This is a genomic window from Pseudoalteromonas sp. OFAV1 (assembly GCF_021532595.1).
Lineage (GTDB): Bacteria > Pseudomonadota > Gammaproteobacteria > Enterobacterales > Alteromonadaceae > Pseudoalteromonas > Pseudoalteromonas lipolytica_C.
Genome location: NZ_JAKGBG010000050.1, coordinates 1 through 22,375, shown reverse-complemented (window position 1 = coordinate 22,375; position 22,375 = coordinate 1). Strand labels below are relative to the sequence as shown.

The 22,375-nt window shown below is 41.5% G+C and carries 26 protein-coding genes and 2 tRNA genes; 15 read left to right on the top strand and 13 right to left on the bottom strand.

What is annotated here, in order from left to right:
• The first annotated feature begins 234 nt into the window (after positions 1–234).
• Entirely contained in the window at positions 235–1,035 is an 801-nt protein-coding gene (locus tag L1267_RS19855; protein ID WP_235383899.1) for a YggN family protein, read from the top strand.
• 62 nt (positions 1,036–1,097) lie between these two features.
• Here the strand turns inward: L1267_RS19855 and L1267_RS19850 are convergent, their stop codons facing one another.
• A complete protein-coding gene (locus tag L1267_RS19850) occupies positions 1,098–2,540 on the bottom strand; it encodes an aminotransferase-like domain-containing protein (protein ID WP_235383898.1) in 1,443 nt (480 codons plus the stop codon).
• Positions 2,541–2,641: 101 nt separating this feature from the next.
• On the opposite strand from L1267_RS19850, the gene L1267_RS19845 reads away from it, so the two are divergent.
• Positions 2,642–3,571 carry a DMT family transporter gene (locus tag L1267_RS19845; RefSeq protein ID WP_235383897.1) on the top strand — a complete coding sequence of 310 codons (930 nt, stop codon included), beginning with the start codon at positions 2,642–2,644 and terminating at the stop codon, positions 3,569–3,571.
• Between the two features lie 54 nt (positions 3,572–3,625).
• Here L1267_RS19845 and L1267_RS19840 read toward each other — a convergent pair whose 3' ends face one another.
• Complete coding sequence (locus L1267_RS19840) at positions 3,626–4,474, bottom strand: diacylglycerol/lipid kinase family protein (RefSeq protein WP_235383896.1); 849 nt, start codon at positions 4,472–4,474, stop codon at positions 3,626–3,628.
• A 324-nt stretch (positions 4,475–4,798) separates the two neighbouring features.
• Between L1267_RS19840 and L1267_RS19835 the strand changes: the two genes are divergently transcribed.
• The 5 genes from L1267_RS19835 (at position 4,799) to L1267_RS19815 (ending at position 6,825) form a co-directional block, all read left to right on the top strand.
• Positions 4,799–4,939, top strand: coding sequence for a hypothetical protein (locus L1267_RS19835; RefSeq protein WP_167350231.1), 141 nt, complete (start codon positions 4,799–4,801; stop codon positions 4,937–4,939).
• 227 nt (positions 4,940–5,166) lie between these two features.
• Positions 5,167–5,257, top strand: a tRNA-Ser gene (locus L1267_RS19830).
• A 53-nt stretch (positions 5,258–5,310) separates the two neighbouring features.
• A tRNA-Ser gene (locus L1267_RS19825) sits at positions 5,311–5,403 on the top strand.
• 113 nt (positions 5,404–5,516) lie between these two features.
• Positions 5,517–5,996 (top strand): DUF4124 domain-containing protein, encoded by a 480-nt coding sequence (locus tag L1267_RS19820; protein WP_135923127.1) that lies wholly within the window; start codon positions 5,517–5,519, stop codon positions 5,994–5,996.
• A 64-nt stretch (positions 5,997–6,060) separates the two neighbouring features.
• Positions 6,061–6,825: an MBL fold metallo-hydrolase gene (locus tag L1267_RS19815; RefSeq protein WP_235383895.1), complete on the top strand. Its 765-nt coding sequence runs from the start codon at positions 6,061–6,063 to the stop codon at positions 6,823–6,825.
• Here the strand turns inward: L1267_RS19815 and L1267_RS19810 are convergent.
• Positions 6,797–7,915, bottom strand: coding sequence for an aminotransferase class V-fold PLP-dependent enzyme (locus L1267_RS19810; protein ID WP_199526040.1), 1,119 nt, complete (start codon positions 7,913–7,915; stop codon positions 6,797–6,799). The genes L1267_RS19815 and L1267_RS19810 overlap by 29 nt on opposite strands.
• Positions 7,915–9,084, bottom strand: coding sequence for a PrnB family protein (locus L1267_RS19805; RefSeq protein WP_135923124.1), 1,170 nt, complete (start codon positions 9,082–9,084; stop codon positions 7,915–7,917). Before L1267_RS19805 ends, L1267_RS19810 begins: the two co-directional genes overlap by 1 nt.
• A gap of 113 nt (positions 9,085–9,197) precedes the next feature.
• Here L1267_RS19805 and L1267_RS19800 point away from each other — a divergent pair, with 113 nt between their 5' ends.
• The 3 genes from L1267_RS19800 to L1267_RS19790 all read left to right on the top strand — a co-directional run bounded on the left by L1267_RS19800 (position 9,198) and on the right by L1267_RS19790 (position 12,231).
• A complete protein-coding gene (locus tag L1267_RS19800) occupies positions 9,198–9,659 on the top strand; it encodes an Lrp/AsnC family transcriptional regulator (protein ID WP_199526042.1) in 462 nt (153 codons plus the stop codon).
• A gap of 68 nt (positions 9,660–9,727) precedes the next feature.
• Complete coding sequence (locus L1267_RS19795; protein ID WP_235383894.1) at positions 9,728–11,095, top strand: alpha/beta hydrolase; 1,368 nt, start codon at positions 9,728–9,730, stop codon at positions 11,093–11,095.
• Positions 11,092–12,231 carry a GNAT family N-acetyltransferase gene (locus tag L1267_RS19790; protein WP_235383893.1) on the top strand — a complete coding sequence of 380 codons (1,140 nt, stop codon included), beginning with the start codon at positions 11,092–11,094 and terminating at the stop codon, positions 12,229–12,231. The genes L1267_RS19795 and L1267_RS19790 overlap by 4 nt, the downstream gene beginning before the upstream one ends.
• Here the strand turns inward: L1267_RS19790 and L1267_RS19785 are convergent.
• The gene (locus tag L1267_RS19785; RefSeq protein WP_138557900.1) at positions 12,208–12,798 is read right to left on the bottom strand and encodes a DUF938 domain-containing protein; all 591 of its coding nucleotides are present in this window, start codon (positions 12,796–12,798) and stop codon (positions 12,208–12,210) included. The genes L1267_RS19790 and L1267_RS19785 overlap by 24 nt on opposite strands.
• 183 nt (positions 12,799–12,981) lie before the next feature.
• Between L1267_RS19785 and L1267_RS19780 the strand changes: the two genes are divergently transcribed.
• The 5 genes from L1267_RS19780 to L1267_RS19760 all read left to right on the top strand — a co-directional run bounded on the left by L1267_RS19780 (position 12,982) and on the right by L1267_RS19760 (position 16,051).
• Positions 12,982–13,176 carry a hypothetical protein gene (locus tag L1267_RS19780; RefSeq protein ID WP_054554610.1) on the top strand — a complete coding sequence of 65 codons (195 nt, stop codon included), beginning with the start codon at positions 12,982–12,984 and terminating at the stop codon, positions 13,174–13,176.
• Positions 13,177–13,282: 106 nt separating this feature from the next.
• Positions 13,283–13,648, top strand: a complete 366-nt coding sequence (locus L1267_RS19775) for a hypothetical protein (RefSeq protein ID WP_167658784.1) — start codon at positions 13,283–13,285, stop codon at positions 13,646–13,648.
• Between the two features lie 8 nt (positions 13,649–13,656).
• Positions 13,657–15,033, top strand: coding sequence for a class II fumarate hydratase (locus L1267_RS19770; protein WP_235383892.1), 1,377 nt, complete (start codon positions 13,657–13,659; stop codon positions 15,031–15,033).
• Positions 15,034–15,156: 123 nt separating this feature from the next.
• Positions 15,157–15,636 carry a hypothetical protein gene (locus L1267_RS19765; RefSeq protein ID WP_235383891.1) on the top strand — a complete coding sequence of 160 codons (480 nt, stop codon included), beginning with the start codon at positions 15,157–15,159 and terminating at the stop codon, positions 15,634–15,636.
• 13 nt (positions 15,637–15,649) lie between these two features.
• A complete protein-coding gene (locus L1267_RS19760; RefSeq protein ID WP_138557902.1) occupies positions 15,650–16,051 on the top strand; it encodes a hypothetical protein in 402 nt (133 codons plus the stop codon).
• Here L1267_RS19760 and L1267_RS19755 read toward each other — a convergent pair.
• The 8 genes from L1267_RS19755 to L1267_RS19720 all read right to left on the bottom strand — a co-directional run bounded on the left by L1267_RS19755 (position 16,044) and on the right by L1267_RS19720 (position 22,116).
• Complete coding sequence (locus L1267_RS19755) at positions 16,044–16,229, bottom strand: hypothetical protein (protein WP_054554683.1); 186 nt, start codon at positions 16,227–16,229, stop codon at positions 16,044–16,046. The two genes, L1267_RS19760 and L1267_RS19755, sit on opposite strands and share 8 nt — an antisense overlap.
• Positions 16,230–16,294: 65 nt before the next feature.
• A complete protein-coding gene (locus tag L1267_RS19750) occupies positions 16,295–16,612 on the bottom strand; it encodes a hypothetical protein (RefSeq protein WP_063700569.1) in 318 nt (105 codons plus the stop codon).
• On the bottom strand, positions 16,609–17,247 hold the full coding sequence (locus L1267_RS19745; RefSeq protein WP_135923116.1) for a DUF4178 domain-containing protein: 639 nt from the start codon (positions 17,245–17,247) through the stop codon (positions 16,609–16,611). Before L1267_RS19745 ends, L1267_RS19750 begins: the two co-directional genes overlap by 4 nt.
• 71 nt (positions 17,248–17,318) lie before the next feature.
• On the bottom strand, positions 17,319–18,011 hold the full coding sequence (locus tag L1267_RS19740; protein WP_054554603.1) for a PspA/IM30 family protein: 693 nt from the start codon (positions 18,009–18,011) through the stop codon (positions 17,319–17,321).
• A gap of 24 nt (positions 18,012–18,035) precedes the next feature.
• On the bottom strand, positions 18,036–18,449 hold the full coding sequence (locus L1267_RS19735; protein WP_063700564.1) for a YjfI family protein: 414 nt from the start codon (positions 18,447–18,449) through the stop codon (positions 18,036–18,038).
• Between the two features lie 79 nt (positions 18,450–18,528).
• Positions 18,529–20,181 carry a polyamine aminopropyltransferase gene (locus tag L1267_RS19730; protein ID WP_442960570.1) on the bottom strand — a complete coding sequence of 551 codons (1,653 nt, stop codon included), beginning with the start codon at positions 20,179–20,181 and terminating at the stop codon, positions 18,529–18,531.
• A gap of 72 nt (positions 20,182–20,253) precedes the next feature.
• Positions 20,254–21,153, bottom strand: coding sequence for a DUF350 domain-containing protein (locus tag L1267_RS19725; RefSeq protein ID WP_135923113.1), 900 nt, complete (start codon positions 21,151–21,153; stop codon positions 20,254–20,256).
• Between the two features lie 30 nt (positions 21,154–21,183).
• The gene (locus L1267_RS19720) at positions 21,184–22,116 is read right to left on the bottom strand and encodes a CHAD domain-containing protein (RefSeq protein ID WP_235383889.1); all 933 of its coding nucleotides are present in this window, start codon (positions 22,114–22,116) and stop codon (positions 21,184–21,186) included.
• Positions 22,117–22,375 lie beyond the last annotated feature (259 nt).

Here is a 22,375-nt window from a genome sequence, read left to right as displayed (position 1 = left end):
ATAAATAGCGCTAAATTCGGATTCTGAAAAGTGAGAGTTTTTTATCGTTTCGATAAAACCCATTTATGCATGTTTATTTTTTAGTTAATTTGACCAAATTTTAGTTAAAAATTTAATTCTCATAACTTCTAACTACACTTAATAAAATGATAACCCTATGAAATAAAATAAAAATATAAATTTGGCATTAAGTTTGATTATGTCTAAATGTCATTTCAAACAGGAAAGAAAAAAATGAAAAAGTTATTGTTAGTAAGTTCTTTATTTATCGCTACCAGCGCAATGGCTCATAACGATAATGATACAAATATTTCATTCAGCGGTGAGCAATGTGATGTTGAATTTAAAAATGATGTACGCATCACACCAAGCGAGTTAGAAGTATACACAGCCGATAATCGCTCTATGAAAATCATCGATCAGCACACTTTGTATATCGATGGTCAAAGCGTATCGCTTGATGCTTCACAACAGCAAGCAATTGCAGATTACTCAGACAGCTTACGCAGCCAACTTCCTGAAGTCGCAAATATCGCACTTGATGGCGTAAAAATAGCAGGCGTAGCAATTGAAGAAGTGTCAAAAGCCTTCAACATTGACGGCCTAAACGACATTTCAGAATTAATGGACGATATCAGCGTAGAAGTGCAAAACGCCTTCTATCAACAAGGTGCGTTCACAATGGGTCAGCAAAATTTTGAAAAATTTGGTCAAAACTTTGAAGACCAATTCGATGAGCAAATCGAATCAGCAGTTGAATCAGCCATGATGCAATCAATGGGCAGTATTTTGGTCGCGCTAGGCTCTGAACTTTTAGGTTCGGGTGGCGACATGAATGAGTTTGAACAACGTATGGAAAACATGGGCGCACAAATAGAAGCGCGCGTTGAAACACAGGCAGCTCAACTTGAAGAGCGTGCAGATGCATTATGCGGCAGCTTTGCTGATATCGCTCATAAAGAGCAAGAGTTAGTGGCGCTAGTACCAGAACTAAAAGAGTATCAACTTTTTATCTTCAAACAAAACGCAGAGTAATGAATTAACATCCCTGAACCAAAACACTTGGTCCTTTCGCGCAGAGCTTGCTCTGCGCTTTTTTATTTTTTGGCCAGCACAGTAAGTTGCGATAACGTTTTAATCGACTGCTCTAAATTTTCAGACCAAGGCAAGCCATAACTTAAGCGAAAACAGCTACGGTACTTTTTACCCGCTGAAAATATCAGCCCTGGAGTAATACTGATCCCCGCTTCAAGTGCCAAATGAAATAATTTTACCGCATCATATTGGCTACCAAGATCAACCCAAATAACACAACCCCCTTGCGGGTTACTTATACGCGCACAGCTTGGCATGTGCTGCTGCAAACACCAGATCATACGCTCTTTGTTGGTACTTAAGCGCTGTCTTAGTAAACGAATATTACGATCGTACTCGCCAGTGGCTATAAATTCATACAAGGTCCACTGATTAATAAGTGGCGCAGAGCAACTAAGCGCCCTTTTATAGCGCCTTGCTTGTTCAGCAAACTTACCGGCAATGATCCAACCAATACGGTAACTGGGCGCAGCTGTTTTTGAAAATGACGCGCAGGTGATCACTAAACCCTTTTTTGAATAAGCTTGTGCAGGAGTCGCTCGCTTAGCTGTAAAATGTAGGTCGCCATAAACATCATCTTCAATAAGCACGACATCGCGCTGCTCTAAAAGTGCCACCAATTGTTCACGCTTGGCATCAGGCATAAAGCTGCCAACCGGGTTATTTAATGAGGTAGAAAATACACACGCTTTTATATCATGTTCATCGAGTGCTTGAGCCAAGTCATCTAGCCATATTCCTTCATCAGGACACAGCGGTATTTCCAGTGCCTTTAAACCTAAGCTTTCAATTAATTCGATAATGCCAAAATAGCAAGGCGACTCGATAGCAATAACATCTCCGGGTTTAGCGACACACTTAAGGGCTATCGCCAACGCCTCTTGAGCGCCATTGGTGATCACTAATTCATCGCTATCAACCCCAATGCCGAAGTCTAAATAACGATGAATGAGTTGTTTTTTAAGTGGTGCAAAGCCATCCATCGGACCGTAATTAATTGCCGATGCCCCAGCGAGTGTCATTACCCGACGCATGGTTCTTGCCAATGCTTTATCTGTCGGTGCAGCGGCCACAGGATTGGCAATACCAAATGGCACCACATTAGCTTTGTGGATAGCGCTATATACCTGTTCTATTAAGCCTTGTTTGTTGACCGTGGTAGGTTCTCGACTCAGCCTGACTCGCTTTGGCCGCGACTGATTTAATTGTGAAGACTTTAAAAAGTAACCTGACTTTTCTCTGGCTTCAATGAGCCCCTGTCCTTCAAGTAATTGATAAGCTTGTTTTACCGTCGGAATACTAATATTAAGCTTGTCAGCCATTTTTCTGAGTGAAGGTAATTTTTCACCTGGTAATAACGAGCCTTGCAAACAAAGATCTCTAACTAACTGAATAACTTGTTGATATAAGAACTCACTGTTACTACGACTGATTACTTGTGACATAGCCCACCAAACTGTATAGGTTGCATTTCTAGTTTTCTGTATATGTTAAGTATACAGAAGCGATTTAAAATGAACATACTTTCAATTTTTAGGTACTAACTATGAAAAGCGCTGCTCTCTACCTTGCTACAGTACTGATCTGGGGATCGACTTGGCTTGCTATTGAGTTTCAACTGGGTGATGTCGCTGTTGAGGTCTCTTTATTTTATCGCTTTGCCATTGCAGCCATTTTAATGTGGGCCTTTGTGCTCGTAAAAAAACTTCCTATGCAATATTCACTGCGTGATCACGGCTTTTTTGCATTATTAGCTTTATTTAACTTTGGTTTAAATTATTTAGTACTGTATTGGGCGCAGAACTACCTTACCTCAGCAATGGCTTCAATTGCCTTTTCGATGTTGTTATTGATGAACATTATTAACACCCGCTTGTTTTTCGCAAAGCCAATTGCGAAACGAATTTACTTTGGTGCTCTGCTCGGCGTAATGGGTATTGCAAGCTTGTTTTGGCCACAAATTCAGCAGTTCGACTTGAGTAATGGTGCGTTGGTCGGGTTACTACTTGCGCTATCTGGGACCTTTGTGGCTTCATTGGGGAATATGGTCAGTGTTCGAAACTCTCAGCGAAACATTGGCGTACTTCAGGGCAATGCCTGGGGTATGTTATACAGCGCTGTAGGCCTAGCAGCGTATGTTTTAGTAAGCGATGTTGAGCTTACATTAAATGCCCCAACCAGTTATTGGGTATCGCTTTTCTATTTAGCTGTGTTTGGTACCGTAATCGCATTTGCTTGTTACTTCGCACTACTTAAAAATATTGGCCCTGAGCGCGCAAGCTACGTAATCGTATTATTCCCACTGGTTGCAGTGGTATTAAGTACCTTATTTGAAGGATTCGAATGGCAAGCGAATACCTTTATGGGCTTTAGCCTAGTGTTATTCGGTAATGCTATCGTGCTAACTCCAACTCGACAAATTAAAGCATTTTTTGCTGCACGTAACCTACAGCAAAAAAGCTCCGTCCCCAGTTAGATGTGGCAAGGTCACCTCTAACACCAAGCGCTGGCAAAATATGCCGGCGCTTTTTTATGGCACATGAAAACGAAGCGCTTGTTTATGCACCTTAACTTTGGCTGGTGTAAAACCAACGAGCTCTCCATCAGCCTCAATACTAAGCCCTTTGGTGGTTACTTCCGCAGTTGTTAAACAGGTATATTTCAGCCTTTTTAAACTATGATGTTTCACAAGTAGTAAATATAAAAAGCTAATCAGGTTTTTCAACAAACCATCTGCTGGCATGCAGTAACAATCAAGCTGACCATCATTTAACTTTGCCCGAGGAGCAATCTTTAAGCCACCACCAAAATAATGATGATTAGCAAAAATCGTCGCTAAATTACTGTAGCTAAGTGGTCTACCATTAAATTCACCCTGAAGTGACCGTGCCTGAAATGAAAATAGCTGCTTGATACCTTGCCAAGTGTAGCCAAACGAGCTAAAACTTCCAGCTTTGTTTAATTGAGTTACCACCTCAGCATCAAAACCTATCCCCGCTACATTGATAAAATAACGCTGATTTATTTGCCCAATATCAATGAGCTCAGTACGGCTATTGAAAACAGCGTCATGCCAAGCTTGCTGCTTGCGCGCAAAGCCGCGAGCAAAATCATTACCAGTACCTGCAGGAATTAAGGCGATAGAACAATCGCTCGTCATTAATGCATTAACAGCTAAATGTAGCGTCCCATCACCACCAATTACCACAACTTGTGTCTGGCTTTTAGCTAAAAGGGCAATATTAGCGCAATCTTGAAGAAAATTGCCTATGGTTAAATATAACTCAGGCTCAATCTGTCTTTTTTTACATTCTTTTAGTAGCCAATCAACACTATTTTTATGATTTTTTTTGTCACTTGGCTTTATTATTATCAACATTAATGGCACTTCTTTTCTTGCATGGTAAAAACACCACACTCGTTCAAATTATATTAATCTGAATAATTAGTCACTTTCTTACTCTAAAAACGCATAAATCAAAGTAACAACAATTAAAAACCTTTTATTTACTGACACTTCAATACAAAAACAACTGCATAAGCATGCAAACCTCTGCAGATATAAAAACTTAACCCCATGTTAATAAAAGACTTTCGGATTAGAAAAAGTTATCCGGCAGACTCAATTTTTATCGTTTTATTTTTGTTCAGTTTGGTTGCAAAATACTCACGTTTTCAACCAAACACAACCCGGAGCAAAGTAATGAACCCAATTAATACATTAAACCAAAACGCAGCAGCTCATGTTGCCGTAAAACCAACAAACCGCAAAGCAAAAATGTTGGCAAAGCTTAATCGCTACGGCAAAAAGTTAGCACTTGGCGGCGCAGTACAACACAAGTAACCCCCAACCATGGTTACTTTATCGGTGCAGTAAACAACCAACCACTAACGAAGATCCTTCTTTAGCTCCTCCGTTTACTGCCCCAACCCTCTTCTTTTAAGTCAAAAACAGCAAAAAATTAAACCTTTTTACAAAAAACGCCGTTATTACGCTCAAAAAACAAGCAAACAAACTTTTTCCTATTTACACAGCCGATTCAGCTAAGTATTATTCTCGCATCACGACGTGGAGAGATGGCAGAGTGGTCGAATGCACCGGTCTTGAAAACCGGCAGGGGTTTGTAGCCCCTCTAGGGTTCAAATCCCTATCTCTCCACCACTTATTTTTATTTGTTGATTAATTTCAGCAAGTTACAATCAGAATTATGCGTTGGAGAGGTGGCCGAGTGGCCGAAGGCGCTCCCCTGCTAAGGGAGTATAGGGTTTGTAGCTCTATCGAGGGTTCGAATCCCTCCTTCTCCACCATTTTATTATTTAAAACCGCTTTTTAGCGGTTTTTTTATGCCTAAAAAACTTGCACACTTCAGTTAATTTCATGCATGCTAAATGTATATATATTAGTCAAAGTGATTAGTGCTATGCTCCGTTTTGCCTCTTTCGCTGCAGCCTTGTTGCTCAGCTTTTACAGCCAAGCCACGATCTATAAATGCATGATCGATAATGTTGCCACATTTTCGCAGCAACCATGTGGTAAAGATGCCGAAATAGTTAATATCACTCCACCACCCAAAACCAAGCTACCACCAGAAAAAACGCAAGAGACAAATGAGCTAAGTGTTGAAAACTTTCTCAAAACCAAAGAAGCTGATCGCGAAATTGAGCGCTTAAAACTAGAAAGTAAAGAATTACAAAAAAAGCAAAACGAGCGTATAAAAAAAGTGTACGAAATGACCCAAGATGCTGCAAATAGACTAGGTGCAGAATCGATCGATGATGCCATTAAAAAACAAAGTGAGCGCATCAATGCCTACTATAACAGTCAGTTAAGTATCATAAATAAGCAGATTGAAAAACTAGAAGAGAGTAAAAGGCTACTTACAGAGAAGCAAGACTTCTAACTTACCTAAACTGGTCAGACATGCTATAACAGGGTTTATTAAATTATTAAGGCCTTATGTAGCAATGCACATTCATACTTTAGAAGGTTATATTCAAAACATCTATTTGGTTGAATATCCAGACAAACTAATGCTGCTTGATGGCTGTTGCCGTGCCGATGTTGATACCGTGTTTGATTATATCACCGAGCAACTAAAGCGCCCTGTTACCGACCTAAAACTAATTGTAGTTACCCACATGCACCCAGATCATGCCGGTGGTGCGCATGCATTAAGAAAGTTAAGCGGTGGCAAAATAGCAACGTCGAATGCCCCTGGGCAATGGTATAGAGGTATTGATGGCTTCTTAATGCATTTAACCGATATCGCTTTGGCTTGGTGGGTTGCGGGGAGGTTAAATAAAAAACGCCACAACCTTTGGTACAGCCGCCATTTAGATGCAGATTATTACCTTGCCACAGATGCAACTCTACCGGGCTTTGACGATTGGCAAGCACTGCATAGCCCAGGTCATACCGACCGAGATATCAGCTTATACCATATTCCCAGCGAGAGAATTTACATTGCTGATTTACTGGTAAAAGTAAAAGGGCAGCTCGTGCCACCCTTTCCTGTTTTTTACCCAAAGCTGTATTTAAACTCTTTACTGATGTTAAAAGCCTTACAACCAAAACGGATTATGTTTGCCCACAGTAACGAAGTGGGTATTGATGACATCGACTTTGAGCAAATTTTAGCGCTGGTCCCCGAAAAACCAATGACGCACTGGCGTTCAGTCAAAGCAAAAGCCCGACAAGCACTTAATTTAAAGCGCTTTTCACAGTCTTGATAAATGTATCAATATCCTGCTGATCATTATAAATATGAGCAGAGACTCTTAAACCCAAGTGACGCTCATCAACAGCGATATTCGCTGCAATAAGCGCAGCTTTAACAGCGGCTTGTTGCTCGCCAAAATGCATAATGGCCGTTCCAGAACATTTGTCAGCCTGTATGGGTGAGCGCATATAATCAGCTAATTGATCATGAAACTGCGCGAGCATAGCTAAGTTATGAGCACGTACTTTCTCAATACCAAGATCAGCAAAGTAATTAATACTATGGGATGCCAAAATATAAGGTGCAACTGAAGGTGTGCCACCCCAAAAGCGCAACGCGGTTTGATGATAAGCAAAGTGCTTAATATCAAACTCAAACGGATTTTGATGAGAAAACCAGCCAACATCTTGTGGCTGACAAAGTGATAGCTGCTTGCTGTTAACCCATAAATAAGCAGCACCCGGCCCACCACATAGCCATTTGACACTCGAGCCCAACATAAAATCGGCATCAAGCTTAGTTAAGTCGACCTCTAAAATACCCGCAGACTGCGCAACATCTAGTAAGCTCAATGTGTTGTGTTGCTTTGCGATATTGATAATTTCGTTAATAGGCGCTTGCTGACCCGTGTTTGAATAAACATGGCTAATAAAGACTAAATCAATATCATTTTTCGCTAAATATGACTGCCAAACCTGCGCACTGGTTAGGTCTTCATGCTTACCAATAAACACGATTTCAGCACTTTCCGGTAAGGCTTTTTGCATTGCAAAACCCATGCTTGGAAAATCACTTTCGGCCATCAACACTTTGCAATTTTCTTGTTGAAGTCGCGGGTGCGACATCAAAAGCTTTGTTAAACCACTCGATAAGTTAACTTGTGGACAAAACAACTCACTGTGCGAGTTAAATAATTTAGCGAGACTACTCGTAAACGCCTCTACACCTTGCAACCACTGTTGCCATGGCTCTTTATTTTCATTTTGCCAAGCTGCAAAAAACTGCTGATGGAAATGCTGCTCAGCAGATTTTAATGGTCGCCCAACAGAGTGGTTAAGTAAATAGCTGCCTTGTGGAATTACAAAATCGTCTTTATTCATTACTTAATCCACTGTTTTAACTTAGTTAAATCATCGAAACGGGTGCGAATATCATCCCGTTTTGCTGCCGCACGGCGATCACGTAACTGCTCTAATGAGTTAAGTAATACATGTAAAGGCGGTCCACTGGCAGTGACTTTATCCATATGTTGTTGCTGCATTTGCTGTGAAGGCTGCGCAATGTATTTACTGACCAATTGATTATGGTGACCAATCGCAGTATCACCATGCAGTTTACACACTTGAATAAACAGCTTTAAGTTAGTTTGTAGCCACTCGCTATCGCGCTCAGCTTCTGCCGCTAAGAAGTCATCCATAATACTTGTCATACGCATGCTCTCACGCAGGATCTGCTGATCTTCAGGCATCATATACAAGAATTTATCCACCAGCATTTGCGAGTAACTAGGTTCATTAGCAAAGCAAAGACCAAGTAATAAATCGATGACATTAATGCCCGCAAAATCACCGGCATTCGCACCTCGATATACCTCTTTACCTACTCGATAAGGCTTGTAATACGGGCGTACACAATAGAAAAAGCGGTCTGTATCAAGCTTGTTGTACAACGTATTGTTCGACTCAATTACATCAAGCAGTGCTTGCTTTGCCACGGCAAGTAAATCTGCCGTGATAGGGTGCGATATTCCTAACGGCTGAATTTTTAATAAAGCATCCGCTGCACGCTTATACGCTAAAATGCCCTTGGTATTATAATCAACAAAGATTTTCTCATCTTCAAGGTCAGTAAAGCGCTTATACAAACCATCAACCGCTTTGTTGTGGGTGGTTAAATGCGCCGTTGCAAAACGCGGGGTAACACCAATAGATGCACCGATGTGCATTGCCAATGCAGAGGCTTCAACAAGGGGTGAGCTTGTTTCACGAGAAGGCTCAGTGATCTCATGTCGACGGCATGCCGCCATATACAAGCCAACATTACCTAATAAGTCGAAAGCGTTATCAAACCCTTCATCGGTATTACCCTCTGCAAGTAAAGCACGAATATGCTCATTACCTTCTTGCTCTAATTGACGCTTAAGGTGCTCACCTACCCCCTCTACATTCGCTTTATCGTCTTGTTGCCAATATAGTTTTTCTAGTTCGCTATTGATCTCAACAAAACGAGTGCGAAGCCAGCTATCAAATGCCTTGGTGTTCTCAGTCACAGGCTCACTCCAAAATAATTATATTGCGATAATGTTAACAGAGTTCAATGAGTGCTAATCGCCAAAATATAGACTAGAATCCACCTAGATTAGTGAAAATCACTCAAATTAAAATGAAATTAGATAAAAAAGACCAACAATTACTTAATGCTCTACAAGACAATGCAAGAACTTCTGTCTCAGATCTGGCACAGTCTGTTAGCCTGTCAGATACCCCTTGCCTGCGCCGCATTAAAAAGCTCGAATCAGCGAATGTGATCAGTGGTTACCATGCTGCAATTAATCCTAAAGCGGTTAATTTAAACGTGTCTGTGTATGCCTTTGTACGCTTAAACCAAAACTCAGTTGCCGCTGCTGAGCAATTTGAACAGCAGGTTGAGAAGCTTGACCATGTACTTGAGTGTTCTGTTATTTCAGGCAGTTATGATTACCTGCTGAAGATCGTTGCCGCTGATTTAGAAAGCTATGAAAGCTTTGTGAAACATAAATTAGGTAGTATTGATTGTATTGCTAACATCGAGTCGACAGTGGTCTTAAAACAAGCGTTCACTAAGCGTCATTTACCGCTCGCTTGACGCACCTTGCTTGCAAATAAAACATAACTCGATAAGCTAAAAACAGGCTTTAAAAGGACGCTTAAAATATGAAATTCATAAACTTAGTTGCTATCTCTTTGGCCATCAGTGGACTATTTAGCAGCCCATTAATGGCACAGCAGCAAACCTGCCTTTCTCAGCTTGAAGACCAAGCTTTGATGATGAAAAGTAAGCGCGAAGGACTGTTTAGAGAGCCATTACCACGCAGCCATAGCACCTTTAGCTATAATATCGAGCAAGCATTTAGTGACTATTTAACCGCTGCTTACCTTGAAATTAGCAGTGAAAATCCGCGAGCGAACTTACCATGCCCAGTTTATACCGATACCTATCAGCAACTTGTTGCACAAGGTTCTCGACCTGCTAACGCAACAATTGCCGATTTAATTAGCCCATTCGAACTTAAACAGGCCGATAGCCGCAAAGCTGTACTTTTAATCCATGGTTTAACCGACTCTCCATTTACCTACCATGACCTTGCACAGGTGTATTATCAACAAGGTTATACAGTTCGCACAATTTTACTGCCGGGGCATGGTACTGCCGCAGCAGCTTTACAAGAGGTTGATGCTGATGATTGGCGAAAAGCCAGTGTGTATGCCATTGAGCGCACATTAAAAGACTTTGATCAGGTAATATTAGGGGGCTACTCAACGGGTGCAGCACTGGTTGTTGATTACTTAACTCAAGCTCCTGTTGATAATAAAATTACTGCTGCGATGTTGTTTTCACCAGCAAGTGAGCCACACAATAAAAACGGTTGGTTGGCCAAATGGGTCGATGCAATTCCATTTGTTAATTGGATTGATAAAGACGCGGATCTGGATTTTGCTAAGTATGAGTCGTTTCCATTCAGTGCAGCCTCAGCTAGCCACGAAGCAATGAGCCGTATTAGCCTTGATGAGCTTCGTTATCGTCAACTGCCGAATGTCGCAATATTTAGCACCTTTAGTGATGTTGACACCACAATAGATAATCAAGCGACCTTTAAATTACTAGCTAAACTGCACGACCCAAAAGCGCGTAAAAATAACCAGCTTGATCGGCTAGTTTACTACGGTGACGACGATAATATTCCAGCCAACTTTCCTGCTGATTACCACATAATCCGTAATGACTGCGATACCGATGACTGTAAAAAGATCAAAGGGATGTCACACATTGGTATCGTTAATAAACCCAGTAACCCTTACTATGGCCGTAAAGCTCCGTATCGCAATTGCGGCAGCTACTTAGATGACGATAAGCTTTATACAGCCTGCAAATACCAAAAAGACATCGTGATGGGTGAGCGCACAGCCGAAAATTTACAAGCACACAAACCCTTTGCACGACTCACGTTTAACCCTTATTTCGATAAGCTGGCTATGCATATCAACAACTTCATCAAAGATATAGAATCGGCTGCACAATGAGTGAGTTTAGTCACCGCTGGTTTAATCAAATAAGCGAGATTGATGCCGCACTTTGGCAGTCATTTTTTGATGATACACCCTTTACTGATCATGCTTTTTTAGCGGCTCTAGAACAAAGTGGCTGTGTGAGTGAAGAGTCGGGTTGGCAACCCATGCACTTAGCAATTTACCAGCAAGAACAGGTCATAGCCTTACTACCGGGATATCTAAAACACCATTCTTATGGTGAATATGTATTTGACTGGGCTTGGGCTGAAGCTTATCAACAGCATGGCTTAGAGTATTACCCTAAATGGCTTTGCGGCGTGCCATTCACGCCTATTGCAGGGCAACGAATTAGTATAAATCACAATGACTCCGCAAAGGTCTATGCGTATATTCAGCACATACTCACAGCAACAGCAGCGCAGTTAGGCTGGTCAGGTTGGCATATAAATTTTTGCCACCAGCAACAAGCGACTGCATTAACTAGCGACACCGTAATGCAACGTCATGGCGTGCAGTTTCAGTGGTTTAATGAAGACTATAAATGCTTTGATGATTTTTTAGCTTCACTCACCGCAAGAAAGCGTAAATCGCTCAAAAAAGAACGCGCTAAAATAACTGAACAACAGATAGTCATAGAATGGCTCGAAGGTACTGACATCAGCAAGCAGCATATGCAGCAATTTAGTCATTTTTACCGCCAAACCTATTTGAAGCGCTCAGGTCACAATGGTTATTTGAATACCGCCTTTTTCGAATTATTACAGCAGAGCATGGCCGACAAACTGGTGTTAATGTTCGCTAAGTATCAAGGGGAGGTGATTGCCGCCACACTCAGTTTTAAAAATCAGAATTGTTTATATGGTCGTTACTGGGGAACAAATTATGAGCTTGATAGTTTGCACTTTGAGCTTTGCTACTATCAAGGCATTGAGTACTGCATTGCCAACAAACTTAAACAGTTCCACTCTGGCGCGCAAGGTGAGCATAAAATAAGTCGCGGATTTAAGCCCGTATATACCTATTCACTGCATCATATTCAGCACGGTGATTTTGCAGCAGCCATTAATGATTTTATTCGCAGAGAACGCCAACATATGGCGCTCTATAAAGCACAATGCGAAAGCTTACTGCCGTTTAAACAGCAATAATTGGTTGTTCGCTGGCATTTGCACATCTTCAACAAAGGTTAAGCCAGCTTGCTCTGCAAGTTGGCAAATCGCTTCAAAATCACGAATTGCACTATTAGCATCTTGCTGTTTTAAAAAAGCATCAAACTCAGCATTACTGGCACTGGTATACTTACCTTGATACTTAAATGGCCCATAAATACATAACTTTCCTTTAGGCGCTAAATGCTTTGCTACCCCTTGAAAAAAGCGCTCCACCAGTGGCCAACTAATAATGTGCATCGTATTCGCGGTGAAAATAGCATTCACTTTATCAACTGGCCAAGGATCATTAAGATCGAGTGTGAGTGGTGCATGCAAGTTAGTTAGTGCAGCTTCTTGATGCCATTGTAATATCCCAGGGTGATTAACCTCACGATCACTACAATGCCACTGCAAGTGTGCTAAATGCGTTGCAAAATGCACGCTATGTTGCCCGGTACCTGAGCCAACCTCTAATACATTCGTTACATCAGAAAAGAACTCTTTTAATACCTTTAAAATAGGTGACTTATTGTTTTCACAGGCTTGAGAGAAGGGTTTATCCATACAAATTAATGCACCATGTTTGGTAATTAGTGCACAACAGTAAAGCAAAAATAATCACTAAAGTCGCGGGTAATTTATTAGATAAAAATATAAAAACAACAAATTCAAAAGCTTATCTATTTTTGTCAATATTGGTACAGCTTATGCTATTTAATAAGTGAATTAATCAATAGGAGCAACATTATGTATATCTCACCCTACACCGCTGTAGATGCAGCACTTGCAGCCAGCGAACGTGCTGAAAGCGAAAAAGCAGCCTTAACTAGTTGTGACGACAGAGCAACCGTTATCGACCTTCTTTCTCAATGTAACAAAGAAAATGTACAGGCGCCGAAAAAACATGAAACAGACCAGATTTTTATTCTCGGCTACAATTAATCACACACAGTTAATCCATTCAGTCTTAGCTACACTAGATAAGACTTGCACTAAAACCGATTAGCTGTAATGATAACTATTATCATTACAGCTAATCGGTTTTTCTATGCACTCTCACAATGCTATGCTCCAGTATCAGCGGCAAATGAAATGTGTTTGCCAAAGACCAGGGCTACATGCCCCTGCACTTGTTGCTAACTATGTTGAAGCGGGTTTGAACATTGCACGCTATTACGAAAAACATCACAACTTTATTTTGCAAGAGCTGTATCTAAGACGCACCTTTCATGAACTACTTGAAAAGATGTGTGATTCATTAGTGCATAATGCAATTCGTAAACAATGTTTGGCCCAGCTTTATAAACCGCAACTTGCGCTAAAGCGTTACTACAAAACTCATAACTGTATTGAAAAGTATTTCAGTTTGGAGCGAGAAGCGTGCCTTCTCAGCCAAGAATTTAACCCGATTTAGGAGTGTTTATGAGCCAATTTAGAACCGAATCAGATAGCATGGGTGAACTACAAGTCCCTGCCAATGCTTTGTATCAAGCTCAAACGCAACGTGCTATCAATAATTTTAAAATTAGTGGCTTAGCCATGCCTAAGCAATTTATCACCGCCCTTGCCTACATTAAACAAGCTGCCGCGCAAAGCAATGCAGCTTTAGGCCATTTGAGCCAAGGTAAAGCAAAAGCAATTGAGCAAGCATGCCAAGAGATCATCGACGGTAAACATTTTTCAGAGTTTCCAGTTGATGTATTTCAGACCGGCTCAGGTACTAGCTCAAATATGAATGCCAATGAAGTTATTGCAACACTAGCGAGTAAATTTGCTGGCGAAACCATTCACCCCAACGATGATGTGAACATGGGACAAAGCTCAAATGATGTGATCCCTACTGCGATTGCAGTAAGTAGCGCCATTAACATCATTTATGAACTATTTCCTAAACTCAATAAACTCAGTCAAAGCCTTCAAAACAAACAAGCCGAAGTGGGTCATATTGTGAAAACTGGCCGCACTCATTTAATGGATGCTATGCCTGTGAGTTTTGCACAAACATTGGCTGCATGGCAGTTACAAGTGGATCATGCAATGGCTGGGATTCGCCAAGCACTTGAGCGAGTTTGTGAACTTGCGCAAGGTGGCACAGCCGTAGGTACCGGTATTAATGCCGACCCTGCGTTTGCCGGTGAGTTTTGCCAACACTTGAGTGAGAATGTCGGTATTCGCTTTAGCCCAAGCAAAAACTTCTTTTACAACATAGGATCACAAGACGCCATTGTTGCGCTGTCAGGTCAGCTAAAGGTACTTGCTGTAGCACAAATGAAAATAGCCAATGACTTACGCTGGATGAACTCAGGCCCTCTTGCTGGCCTTGGTGAAATTGAGCTTGAAGCCTTACAACCGGGCTCATCAATTATGCCGGGTAAAGTAAACCCTGTGATCCCTGAAGCGGCAGCTATGGTCAGCGCACAAGTCATTGGCAATGACGCCACCATTACAGTGGCTGGTCAAGCTGGTAACTTTGAGCTCAATGTGATGCTACCTGTGATTGCCTTAAACATTTTGCAAAGTATTGAACTGCTGGCGAATAGCAGTGAAGCACTGGCAGATAAAGCGATTGCCAGCTTTAAAGTAAACCAAAGCAATGTTGATAAAGCGCTCGCTAAAAACCCAATTCTGGTTACTGCGCTTAATCCGGTGATCGGCTATAGCAAAGCGGCAAAAATTGCCAAATTAGCTTATCAAGAAGGTCGTCCTATTATTGATGTTGCTGCAGAGCACACTGATATTTCGCGCGAAGAATTGAGTGAATTACTTGACCCTGCCAAACTAACCCAAGGTGGTTTATAGAACTTTTATCCTACTGTAGCTCTGTGAATACAGAGCTACTTACTGAAAGCTAACGTTTTTATTGCTCCACTTTGAGCAATGTGTATGATAGTGAGTACTTATTCAACGATTTTTAGGTATGTTATGCGCTATCCTCTATTGGCAATTTTATTTCCTGTGTTATTAACTGCGTGTTCGGACAATAATGAGCAAGCCGAATCAACGGCAACCAGCAATAAACTTGTCGAGGCGCCAAAAGCCGTTGAAATAAAAAACGCTGAGGAAGTGACCAAAGCAGCCCCAGATAAAGCCACTATTAGCTCTGCCCACGAACAACTTAAACAGCTAATCGATGATCCAAGCTGTGATAACAGCAGCCAATGTAAAGTATTACCTGTTGGTAGTCGCGCCTGTGGTGGGCCAAGTAGCTTCATTGTTTATTCAAGCAAAACAGCTAACACTGCTGAGGTTGAAAAACTTGCAAAAGACATCACCGCCCTTGAAAAGCAATTTAACGCAGCAAACGACATGATGAGTATTTGTCAGCATCTAACCGCACCGGGTGCGCAGTGTTCTGAGAATACTTGTGTTAGAATCGAAGGCTCAGCGGCAAGTGTATACTAAGGAATAAGCAATAATGGTTCGTTCATCGACTTTTAAGAAACTTTTCATCACCACAACTGTGTTAGCAAGTATTGCTTTAACTGGTTGTGAAACAACAACGTCAGGTAGTTCTGCACGCGTTGATTTAGGTGATTTAAATGATCAGCTGAACGATATCGTTAGTAATAATAGCTGTAATGCAAGCTTTCAATGTAAGGTGTTAGAAGTCGGTGAACGAGCATGTGGTGGCCCAAGTCGCTATGTGGTCTATTCAACGTTAAACACCGCACAAGAACAAGCGGAGCAACTTGCAGAGCGAATTACAGCGGCTGAGAAGTCATCTGAGCAAGCATTAACCGTTAACGATTGCTCGCCAGTCCTGCCGGTACAATCGCTGTGTATTTCACAGCAGTGCCAAGCAATCGAGATTAAGTAAACAATGCAATAAGGCCGGATACTATCACCACGCTGATGATACAAATCCCGGCCTTATAAATGTACTTTACCTGCATTGTATTATGCACCCAGTAAGCGTAAATGTAGCGAACAAAGTAACTTGCTGCAGTGCCAAATAATGCAAAAATAACTAAATACGCAAGTAAAATAATATCCAAAGTCATGTCACTTCTTTAAAACATCTAGTCTCAGTGTAAGGGCTTAAAGAAGTAAAGGCAAAACCTTAGCTTTTTTTACTGTGCGCAATGAGTAGTTCTGCCACACGCTGTTTCACAGCTCGCTTATCATCAGCAGCAACACCAAACCGCTCAGCCAATAGGGCAATTTCTTCATCATTTAAGTTAAACGATAAACGCTGTCTGGTTTTTTTCGACTTAACGTCGAGCTCCAAAATCTTACGTATCATATCTGATGGCGTAAGCTCTTGGTCAATGGCTTGCTTCTTAATTGATTTTTGCACTTCAGAGCTTAAATCAAACGCCATTTGTGTGGCTCTAACTGCTTGTTCCTGACGCTGCCACTTAGCTTTTGCATCACTCACTTGGCATCCCCAGGAAATAAGTCAACAATATCGCTAATTGGTCTGGTTAACGTCAGTGATACCTCTGTTTCACCGCCTTCCCAAATTTCAATATTTAAACTATGCGATTCATCATCAGAGCTTAAACAGATCATTTCACACGGCTCACCGCCCTCGTCTTCATAGCGAGGTAAAGGCTTATTGCGGTAGTCCTTATTATGGAAATAACACACATAAGGTGCTTCTGTTTGTTTGTAGCTCGATGCTAAAAAGTGACTAAAACGTTCTGGGCTATTTTGTACATTAATTGCCGTTAATTCGTCTTCATCAAAAATACGAGCGAACTCATCAAGAGTAAAAATTTCATCAACATCATCGCGTTGAATTTTGATCGCAAAGTGTGCCCACTGTTCACCGTCATCTGACTCGATTTGCAAAAACACCACTTGGCCCGATTCGCTTTCGAGTACCAACTCATACTCTGCACTACGTTGATACTGATACGTTTGCACATCAGTAACTCGCAAAGTCTGTCCTTTTAACCAGCTTGGGTAAGCAAACGAATCAATCACAGTTAACATATCACCAACGAGTAATTGGCTTGGATCAGTAAGCTGACGCTCTGGAGCTTTTTTAGATTTAAAAAAGTTAAACATTGGCTGACTCCTTGTTGAAGCAAAAAAGGTAACCCAGTGCGTGGGTTACCTTTTGTCTTTCCGTTAACTAATTAGCTATTTTGTTTTGCTTTAATACGCGCCAAAATATCCGCGCTTTTCGGGTTCGTATCACCAATACCCGCTTCAGCCATTTTCGCTTTTAAATCATCGCCGTTAGTGTCAGCTTCTAATTGCTTAGCCGCACCTAACTGGTCTTGGCGGTCTTGCTGGCGTTGTTTAATACGCTCTAGAGACTCACGTGCTGATGTCATTGATGAGCTATTCGTATTTAGCGTGCTGTTTACAGCCATTGTTGCTTGCTGCACACTTTCTGTCGTTTTAACCATCGTTAATTGGCGTTGGTTTTCTTTAATCGACTTTTCAGCTTCTTTAACTTGCTGCTTTAGTTGCACAATGTGGTTACTAAAACCAGCTAACACTTCTTCGTGCTCTGCTTTCTCAGCTTCAAAATCACCGATTTTTTCTGCGATTTCTAATGCTAGCGCTTCGTTGCCTTTTTCAAGCGCTTGGCCTGCATACGCTTCATGTTCAGCAATTGATGCATCTAGTGCGCTAATTTTACGTTTCGTTTGCATCTCTTTTGCCATTACTTCAGTCAGGCTTTTTTTTGCACGTTGTAAGGCATTTTGTGCATCAGCAATTTCTTGTTCAAAGATACGGATACCGTTTGCATCAACAATTGCTTGTCCTGCTTCACGAGCGCCACCACGTACAGCTGTAAATAGTTTCTTTAAAATACTCATAATCTTAACTCCAGAAATTGCTAATTAATCGTTTAAATAAATGGTCACGGCTTCAAGCGCATCAATCGCATTGTCTGCCAGTGTTACCAACTCATGGGTAATATCATCAAACGATGAATTAACCGATAAGGCGCCAAAAATAGCGTACTTATCATCAATTTTTGCAAATGCGCTTAATGGAATTGGTACATTTAAACGTAGTAACGTTTCGTTTAACTCATTACGCATATCTGCTTGTACTTCGTCTTCAGCAAACAGGTAGCTAATACACAGTAATTGCTCTTCTGTTTGAGTAACAAAGATAGGTAACTCATCATTCCCATCGACGATAACTTGTAACACATCTTGCTCACCTTCGTTGGCAATCAAGAAAGACTCAAAGCTCACACCTTCTGTTTCAAAAGAAGCCAGTTTGATTGATAGTTCATTTAATTCCATGTCTCACCTTTTTACGTTTTGACATATTATGTCTGAGTTAAGATTTGCATAGCCGACATATTATGTCAACTATAAAATATCAATTTTTGTACAATTCGGTTTCAACTTGCCACGCTTGACGGTAATAATCATATAAGGTTCCAGAACCTAATCTATTGACTTCAATCGTGTTTACTTGTTCAAAAAAATGATTCGGAAATACAAAAGAAGCCAATAAATATTCTTTACTTACCCAACGAGATGGCACAGGTAATTCGTTAATTTCACGAATTCGCTGACTTGCTGATTTGCCAGCAGTGGTCGCGATTGTCCAACCCCATTGACCAAACGAAGGAATATTTTGTTGGTATTGCTCAACATAACCAAAGCCAGCAGCTTTCATTGTTTTAGCAATACTTAAAAATGCTTTCTTCGCATGATAAGGCGATGTTGATTGCACGGCCACAGCCCCGTCAGGCGCCAATAGCTGACGCACATGATTATAAAAATAATCACTGTACATCTTATTGAGATCAGGGTGATTAGGGTCTGGTAGGTCAATCAAAATAGTGTCAAAGCGCTCACCTTTAGCAAGCATAGCTTCGACTTCTAAAAAGGCATCTGCAATACGAATATCAGCGCGAGGATCGCTCATAGAGTGATTATTAAGGGTTGTTAAACGTGTTCTGATCTCATCTGGCGCATCATAGTCACCTACATCATTGCCAAATAAATTTAACAGTTGACCATCTAAATCAACCAAGGTGACATGCTTTACAGGCCACTTCAAAACATCACGAAGTGCCAACCCGTCACCACCGCCGATGATCAATACACGGTCGTGGCGATTTGAAGCCAACATGGCAGGATAGACAAGCATTGAATGATAAATTTGCTCATCCACACTTGAGAACTGTAAACGGCCATTTAGATAAAGATCAGTAATTGCATTCGGCTGATTGCGACTCAAACGCTCAGTTAACACCAAGTGCTGATACTTAGTTGCTTGCGAGTAGATGACTTTATCTTTGTATAAAACATTACTTAGGTTTTTCATCCAGCTAGTGCCAAGCACAAGCACAAACGCAAAAAACACCAACAACAGTCCATGACAAATTAACAGTAGCTTAGCGAAGCGAACATGTTGATGATAGCGCCATAAGAACACGAGACCGGCAATAATATTAAATAATGCCGTCCAAGCTGCTGCTTGCATAATTGGCATCGCGAGCATAATACTCACCCAAATAGCAGCACCGACACCGGCACCAATATAATCAGCCCCGTAAATGGTACCCGCATTGTTTTCTAAAAAGCGTCCGTAGACTTGCTGACGAATACGCGCAATTAGCGGGATCTCCATACCGATTAATAGCCCAAGTAATAGACCAAACACATAGGGCAAGAAACGCGACCACTCTTGCAGCTTTTCAAATACATAGCCGTTAAGTACGGTATCTGGAGGCAGGTTAAAAATTTCAGAGAAGATATGTGGTAATGAATAACTGACAGCGATAACACTCGCAATCGCTAAAATACAGCCCATGCCGACCAAAGCAATAATGCTCTCAAGCCAAGCAAAAGCAGTAAATGCATCTTTAAACCAACGCGCTAAAAATGCACCGATACCCATAGCGACAATCATGGTGCCAATCATGGCATAAATGGCACTCTCGACCGAGCCTAAGACACGACCTGCATAATGAGATAGAAGGTATTCATAAATAAGGCCGCACCCAGCGAGTACGGCCATAACAGTTATTAATAGGAAATCATGCCCAAGTAGATTGGCTCTACTTGGGGCGCTTGTTGTAGTAGACACTAATTAGGCACCTAACAAGGTTGCCATAGTCGAACCAATCGCAAATGAAACCGCTGCTGAAATAGCGGCTACACCTACGTTCTTCTGACGGTTCACTTCGTCTGAAATATCACAACCAGATAGGATGATTTTGATAGTCACTAAGTGTAGTAAAATGAAGGCAACTAAACTTACCGCTGCACTTAATGCCCAGTAACCTAAACTAGCTACAATATTGTCAGCCGCATAAGGAGCAATACCTGATGCAGCAGTTAATGCCAATGCACTTCCCACTAAAAAGCCAGCGTAACGAATACCTACCGCTAAGTTACCGTCAATAACCGCCTGTTGTAAGCAATCACCACTGCGATTAGTGCGCTTGAATAACTGCACTCGATATTGGCTGATCAGTAGCATCGCAATGCTGCCAATTGCAAAGGCCGCGATCACGATTGGAATACCATGCCAGCCTTCGGTTGCCACCCAAAATAAAGCTGAGCGAATCACAATAGCAACACTCACTACATGACCAAAATCAATCAGTGCCGCAGTTGCGTTACCTTTTACGATTTCGTCATGCAGACTCACTTTACGAAGCGCTACCTTGTCTTGGAAGAAATGACCAAGCTTAATAAGCACAATTGCCATCACACCATAACCTAGCATTTGTAATGCTTCTTGTTGCAAGGTCGGTGCAAATGAGCCGCTGCTTACACCACTAAGAACAATTGCAAGTGCCACAAGCCCCGCAGCAAAGCTAATACCAAAAGCAAAATTGTCACGCTCTGTTATTTCATCATTAGCGTGTAAGTTAGACACCCAGCCTTTGATAAATTTTAGGCTGACAAATAAAGCGATAATGATTGCAAAGTCGATTGCTAAAGCTTGCAACGACCAAGTTGTTATTCCATTAAATTCATACATATGTTGTAACTCCGGTGGTTATTCTTTTCACTACTTACCGCGGCTAATGCCACGTGATGTTCTGCTCGAGCTGTTGCGTAATGACCCAGAGCTTTTACTGTAACTACTGCTAGAAGCATAGCTACTACGTGTGCGTGGCGGCGTATAGCTGCTACGGCTTAATCCAGATGCACCACTGCGCTTAGTGGCATACGGACTAGTGAATTGTTTACCTTGGCGTTGATAAGACTGACGAGTTCGCGTCTCTACAGTCTGTTGTGCTTTAATCTGTTTTGGACTCGAATAACGGTAACGGCCATAGTCATTGTAATAACTGTACTTTCTATGACGGCTCCAGCGACCATATTCAACTCGGTCAAATACATCACCCAACATGCGATACATTCCATACCAAACCCAAAAGCTGGTACCGCTGCTGTTAGTTTGCCACTGCCCATAGTTAGGGTTACCAACTAATTGGTTACCAACGCTTTCTCCTTCAGCTGCTTCACTAATTGCACCAACCCGCGCTAGTGAGCCCTGCGACATATCGGCAAGCATATTAATAGGATCAGTCAGCGCATCCTGAAATAAAGATGGCTTGGCAGCATCACGAATAAGATCAAGTTGATGAAGGGTATCTTCATAAGGGGGTATTAGATAAGTAGACTTAACATCTGCTAAACGTTGTTTAAGACCTGAATAAATAGCCCCTTCACGAGTGGCATCAAGACTAATTACTCGCGCGATCTCAGAAAGTTGCGGCTGCTGCTCAGCAAGCACCTGTCCGTATTGTTTAAGTATCGTCGCATTACGCAAAGAGCCATTATCAAGCGCTGTACCAAGCTGATTTAATTCAACCTCAGCTTTTTCTATGGATTGTTGTATTGTTTGTTTAAGCTGCTCTTCTTTCGACTCACAGCCCATAAGCAAGCTTACCAAACAAAACAGGCTAATAAGTTTCCAAGCTTTTATTTGAGACATTCATGTCACCTGATTGTGGTTTAAAAACGCAAATAGTTTTACATAGCTCAGGTACTAAACCAAGATTAAAATTGCAACAAAGGGTAAATTGGCTTGGTAGGTTGAACAGGCCACGTTGTGTGGATAGCTTAAACGCAAAAAAGCCCGACTCTTTCGAATCGGGCTTTCTCTAATTTGGAGCCTGGCGATGTCCTACTTTCACATGGCAAATGCCACACTATCATCGGCGCTGTTTCGTTTCACTACTGAGTTCGGCATG

Coding starts and splice junctions, on each gene's coding strand:
- L1267_RS19855 (WP_235383899.1), top strand. CDS start 235: ATGAAAAAGTTATTGTTAGTAAGTTCTTTATTTATCGCTACCAGCGCA.
- L1267_RS19780 (WP_054554610.1), top strand. CDS start 12,982: ATGTATATCTCACCCTACACCGCTGTAGATGCAGCACTTGCAGCCAGC.
- L1267_RS19850 (WP_235383898.1), bottom strand. CDS start 2,540: ATGTCACAAGTAATCAGTCGTAGTAACAGTGAGTTCTTATATCAACAA.
- L1267_RS19730 (WP_442960570.1), bottom strand. CDS start 20,181: ATGGCCGTACTCGCTGGGTGCGGCCTTATTTATGAATACCTTCTATCT.
- L1267_RS19840 (WP_235383896.1), bottom strand. CDS start 4,474: ATGTTGATAATAATAAAGCCAAGTGACAAAAAAAATCATAAAAATAGT.
- L1267_RS19815 (WP_235383895.1), top strand. CDS start 6,061: ATGCACATTCATACTTTAGAAGGTTATATTCAAAACATCTATTTGGTT.
- L1267_RS19760 (WP_138557902.1), top strand. CDS start 15,650: ATGGTTCGTTCATCGACTTTTAAGAAACTTTTCATCACCACAACTGTG.
- L1267_RS19745 (WP_135923116.1), bottom strand. CDS start 17,247: ATGTTTAACTTTTTTAAATCTAAAAAAGCTCCAGAGCGTCAGCTTACT.
- L1267_RS19785 (WP_138557900.1), bottom strand. CDS start 12,798: ATGGATAAACCCTTCTCTCAAGCCTGTGAAAACAATAAGTCACCTATT.
- L1267_RS19725 (WP_135923113.1), bottom strand. CDS start 21,153: ATGTATGAATTTAATGGAATAACAACTTGGTCGTTGCAAGCTTTAGCA.
- L1267_RS19845 (WP_235383897.1), top strand. CDS start 2,642: ATGAAAAGCGCTGCTCTCTACCTTGCTACAGTACTGATCTGGGGATCG.
- L1267_RS19835 (WP_167350231.1), top strand. CDS start 4,799: ATGAACCCAATTAATACATTAAACCAAAACGCAGCAGCTCATGTTGCC.
- L1267_RS19810 (WP_199526040.1), bottom strand. CDS start 7,915: ATGAATAAAGACGATTTTGTAATTCCACAAGGCAGCTATTTACTTAAC.
- L1267_RS19795 (WP_235383894.1), top strand. CDS start 9,728: ATGAAATTCATAAACTTAGTTGCTATCTCTTTGGCCATCAGTGGACTA.
- L1267_RS19800 (WP_199526042.1), top strand. CDS start 9,198: ATGAAATTAGATAAAAAAGACCAACAATTACTTAATGCTCTACAAGAC.
- L1267_RS19740 (WP_054554603.1), bottom strand. CDS start 18,011: ATGAGTATTTTAAAGAAACTATTTACAGCTGTACGTGGTGGCGCTCGT.
- L1267_RS19790 (WP_235383893.1), top strand. CDS start 11,092: ATGAGTGAGTTTAGTCACCGCTGGTTTAATCAAATAAGCGAGATTGAT.
- L1267_RS19770 (WP_235383892.1), top strand. CDS start 13,657: ATGAGCCAATTTAGAACCGAATCAGATAGCATGGGTGAACTACAAGTC.
- L1267_RS19775 (WP_167658784.1), top strand. CDS start 13,283: ATGCACTCTCACAATGCTATGCTCCAGTATCAGCGGCAAATGAAATGT.
- L1267_RS19720 (WP_235383889.1), bottom strand. CDS start 22,116: ATGTCTCAAATAAAAGCTTGGAAACTTATTAGCCTGTTTTGTTTGGTA.
- L1267_RS19735 (WP_063700564.1), bottom strand. CDS start 18,449: ATGGAATTAAATGAACTATCAATCAAACTGGCTTCTTTTGAAACAGAA.
- L1267_RS19820 (WP_135923127.1), top strand. CDS start 5,517: ATGCTCCGTTTTGCCTCTTTCGCTGCAGCCTTGTTGCTCAGCTTTTAC.
- L1267_RS19765 (WP_235383891.1), top strand. CDS start 15,157: ATGCGCTATCCTCTATTGGCAATTTTATTTCCTGTGTTATTAACTGCG.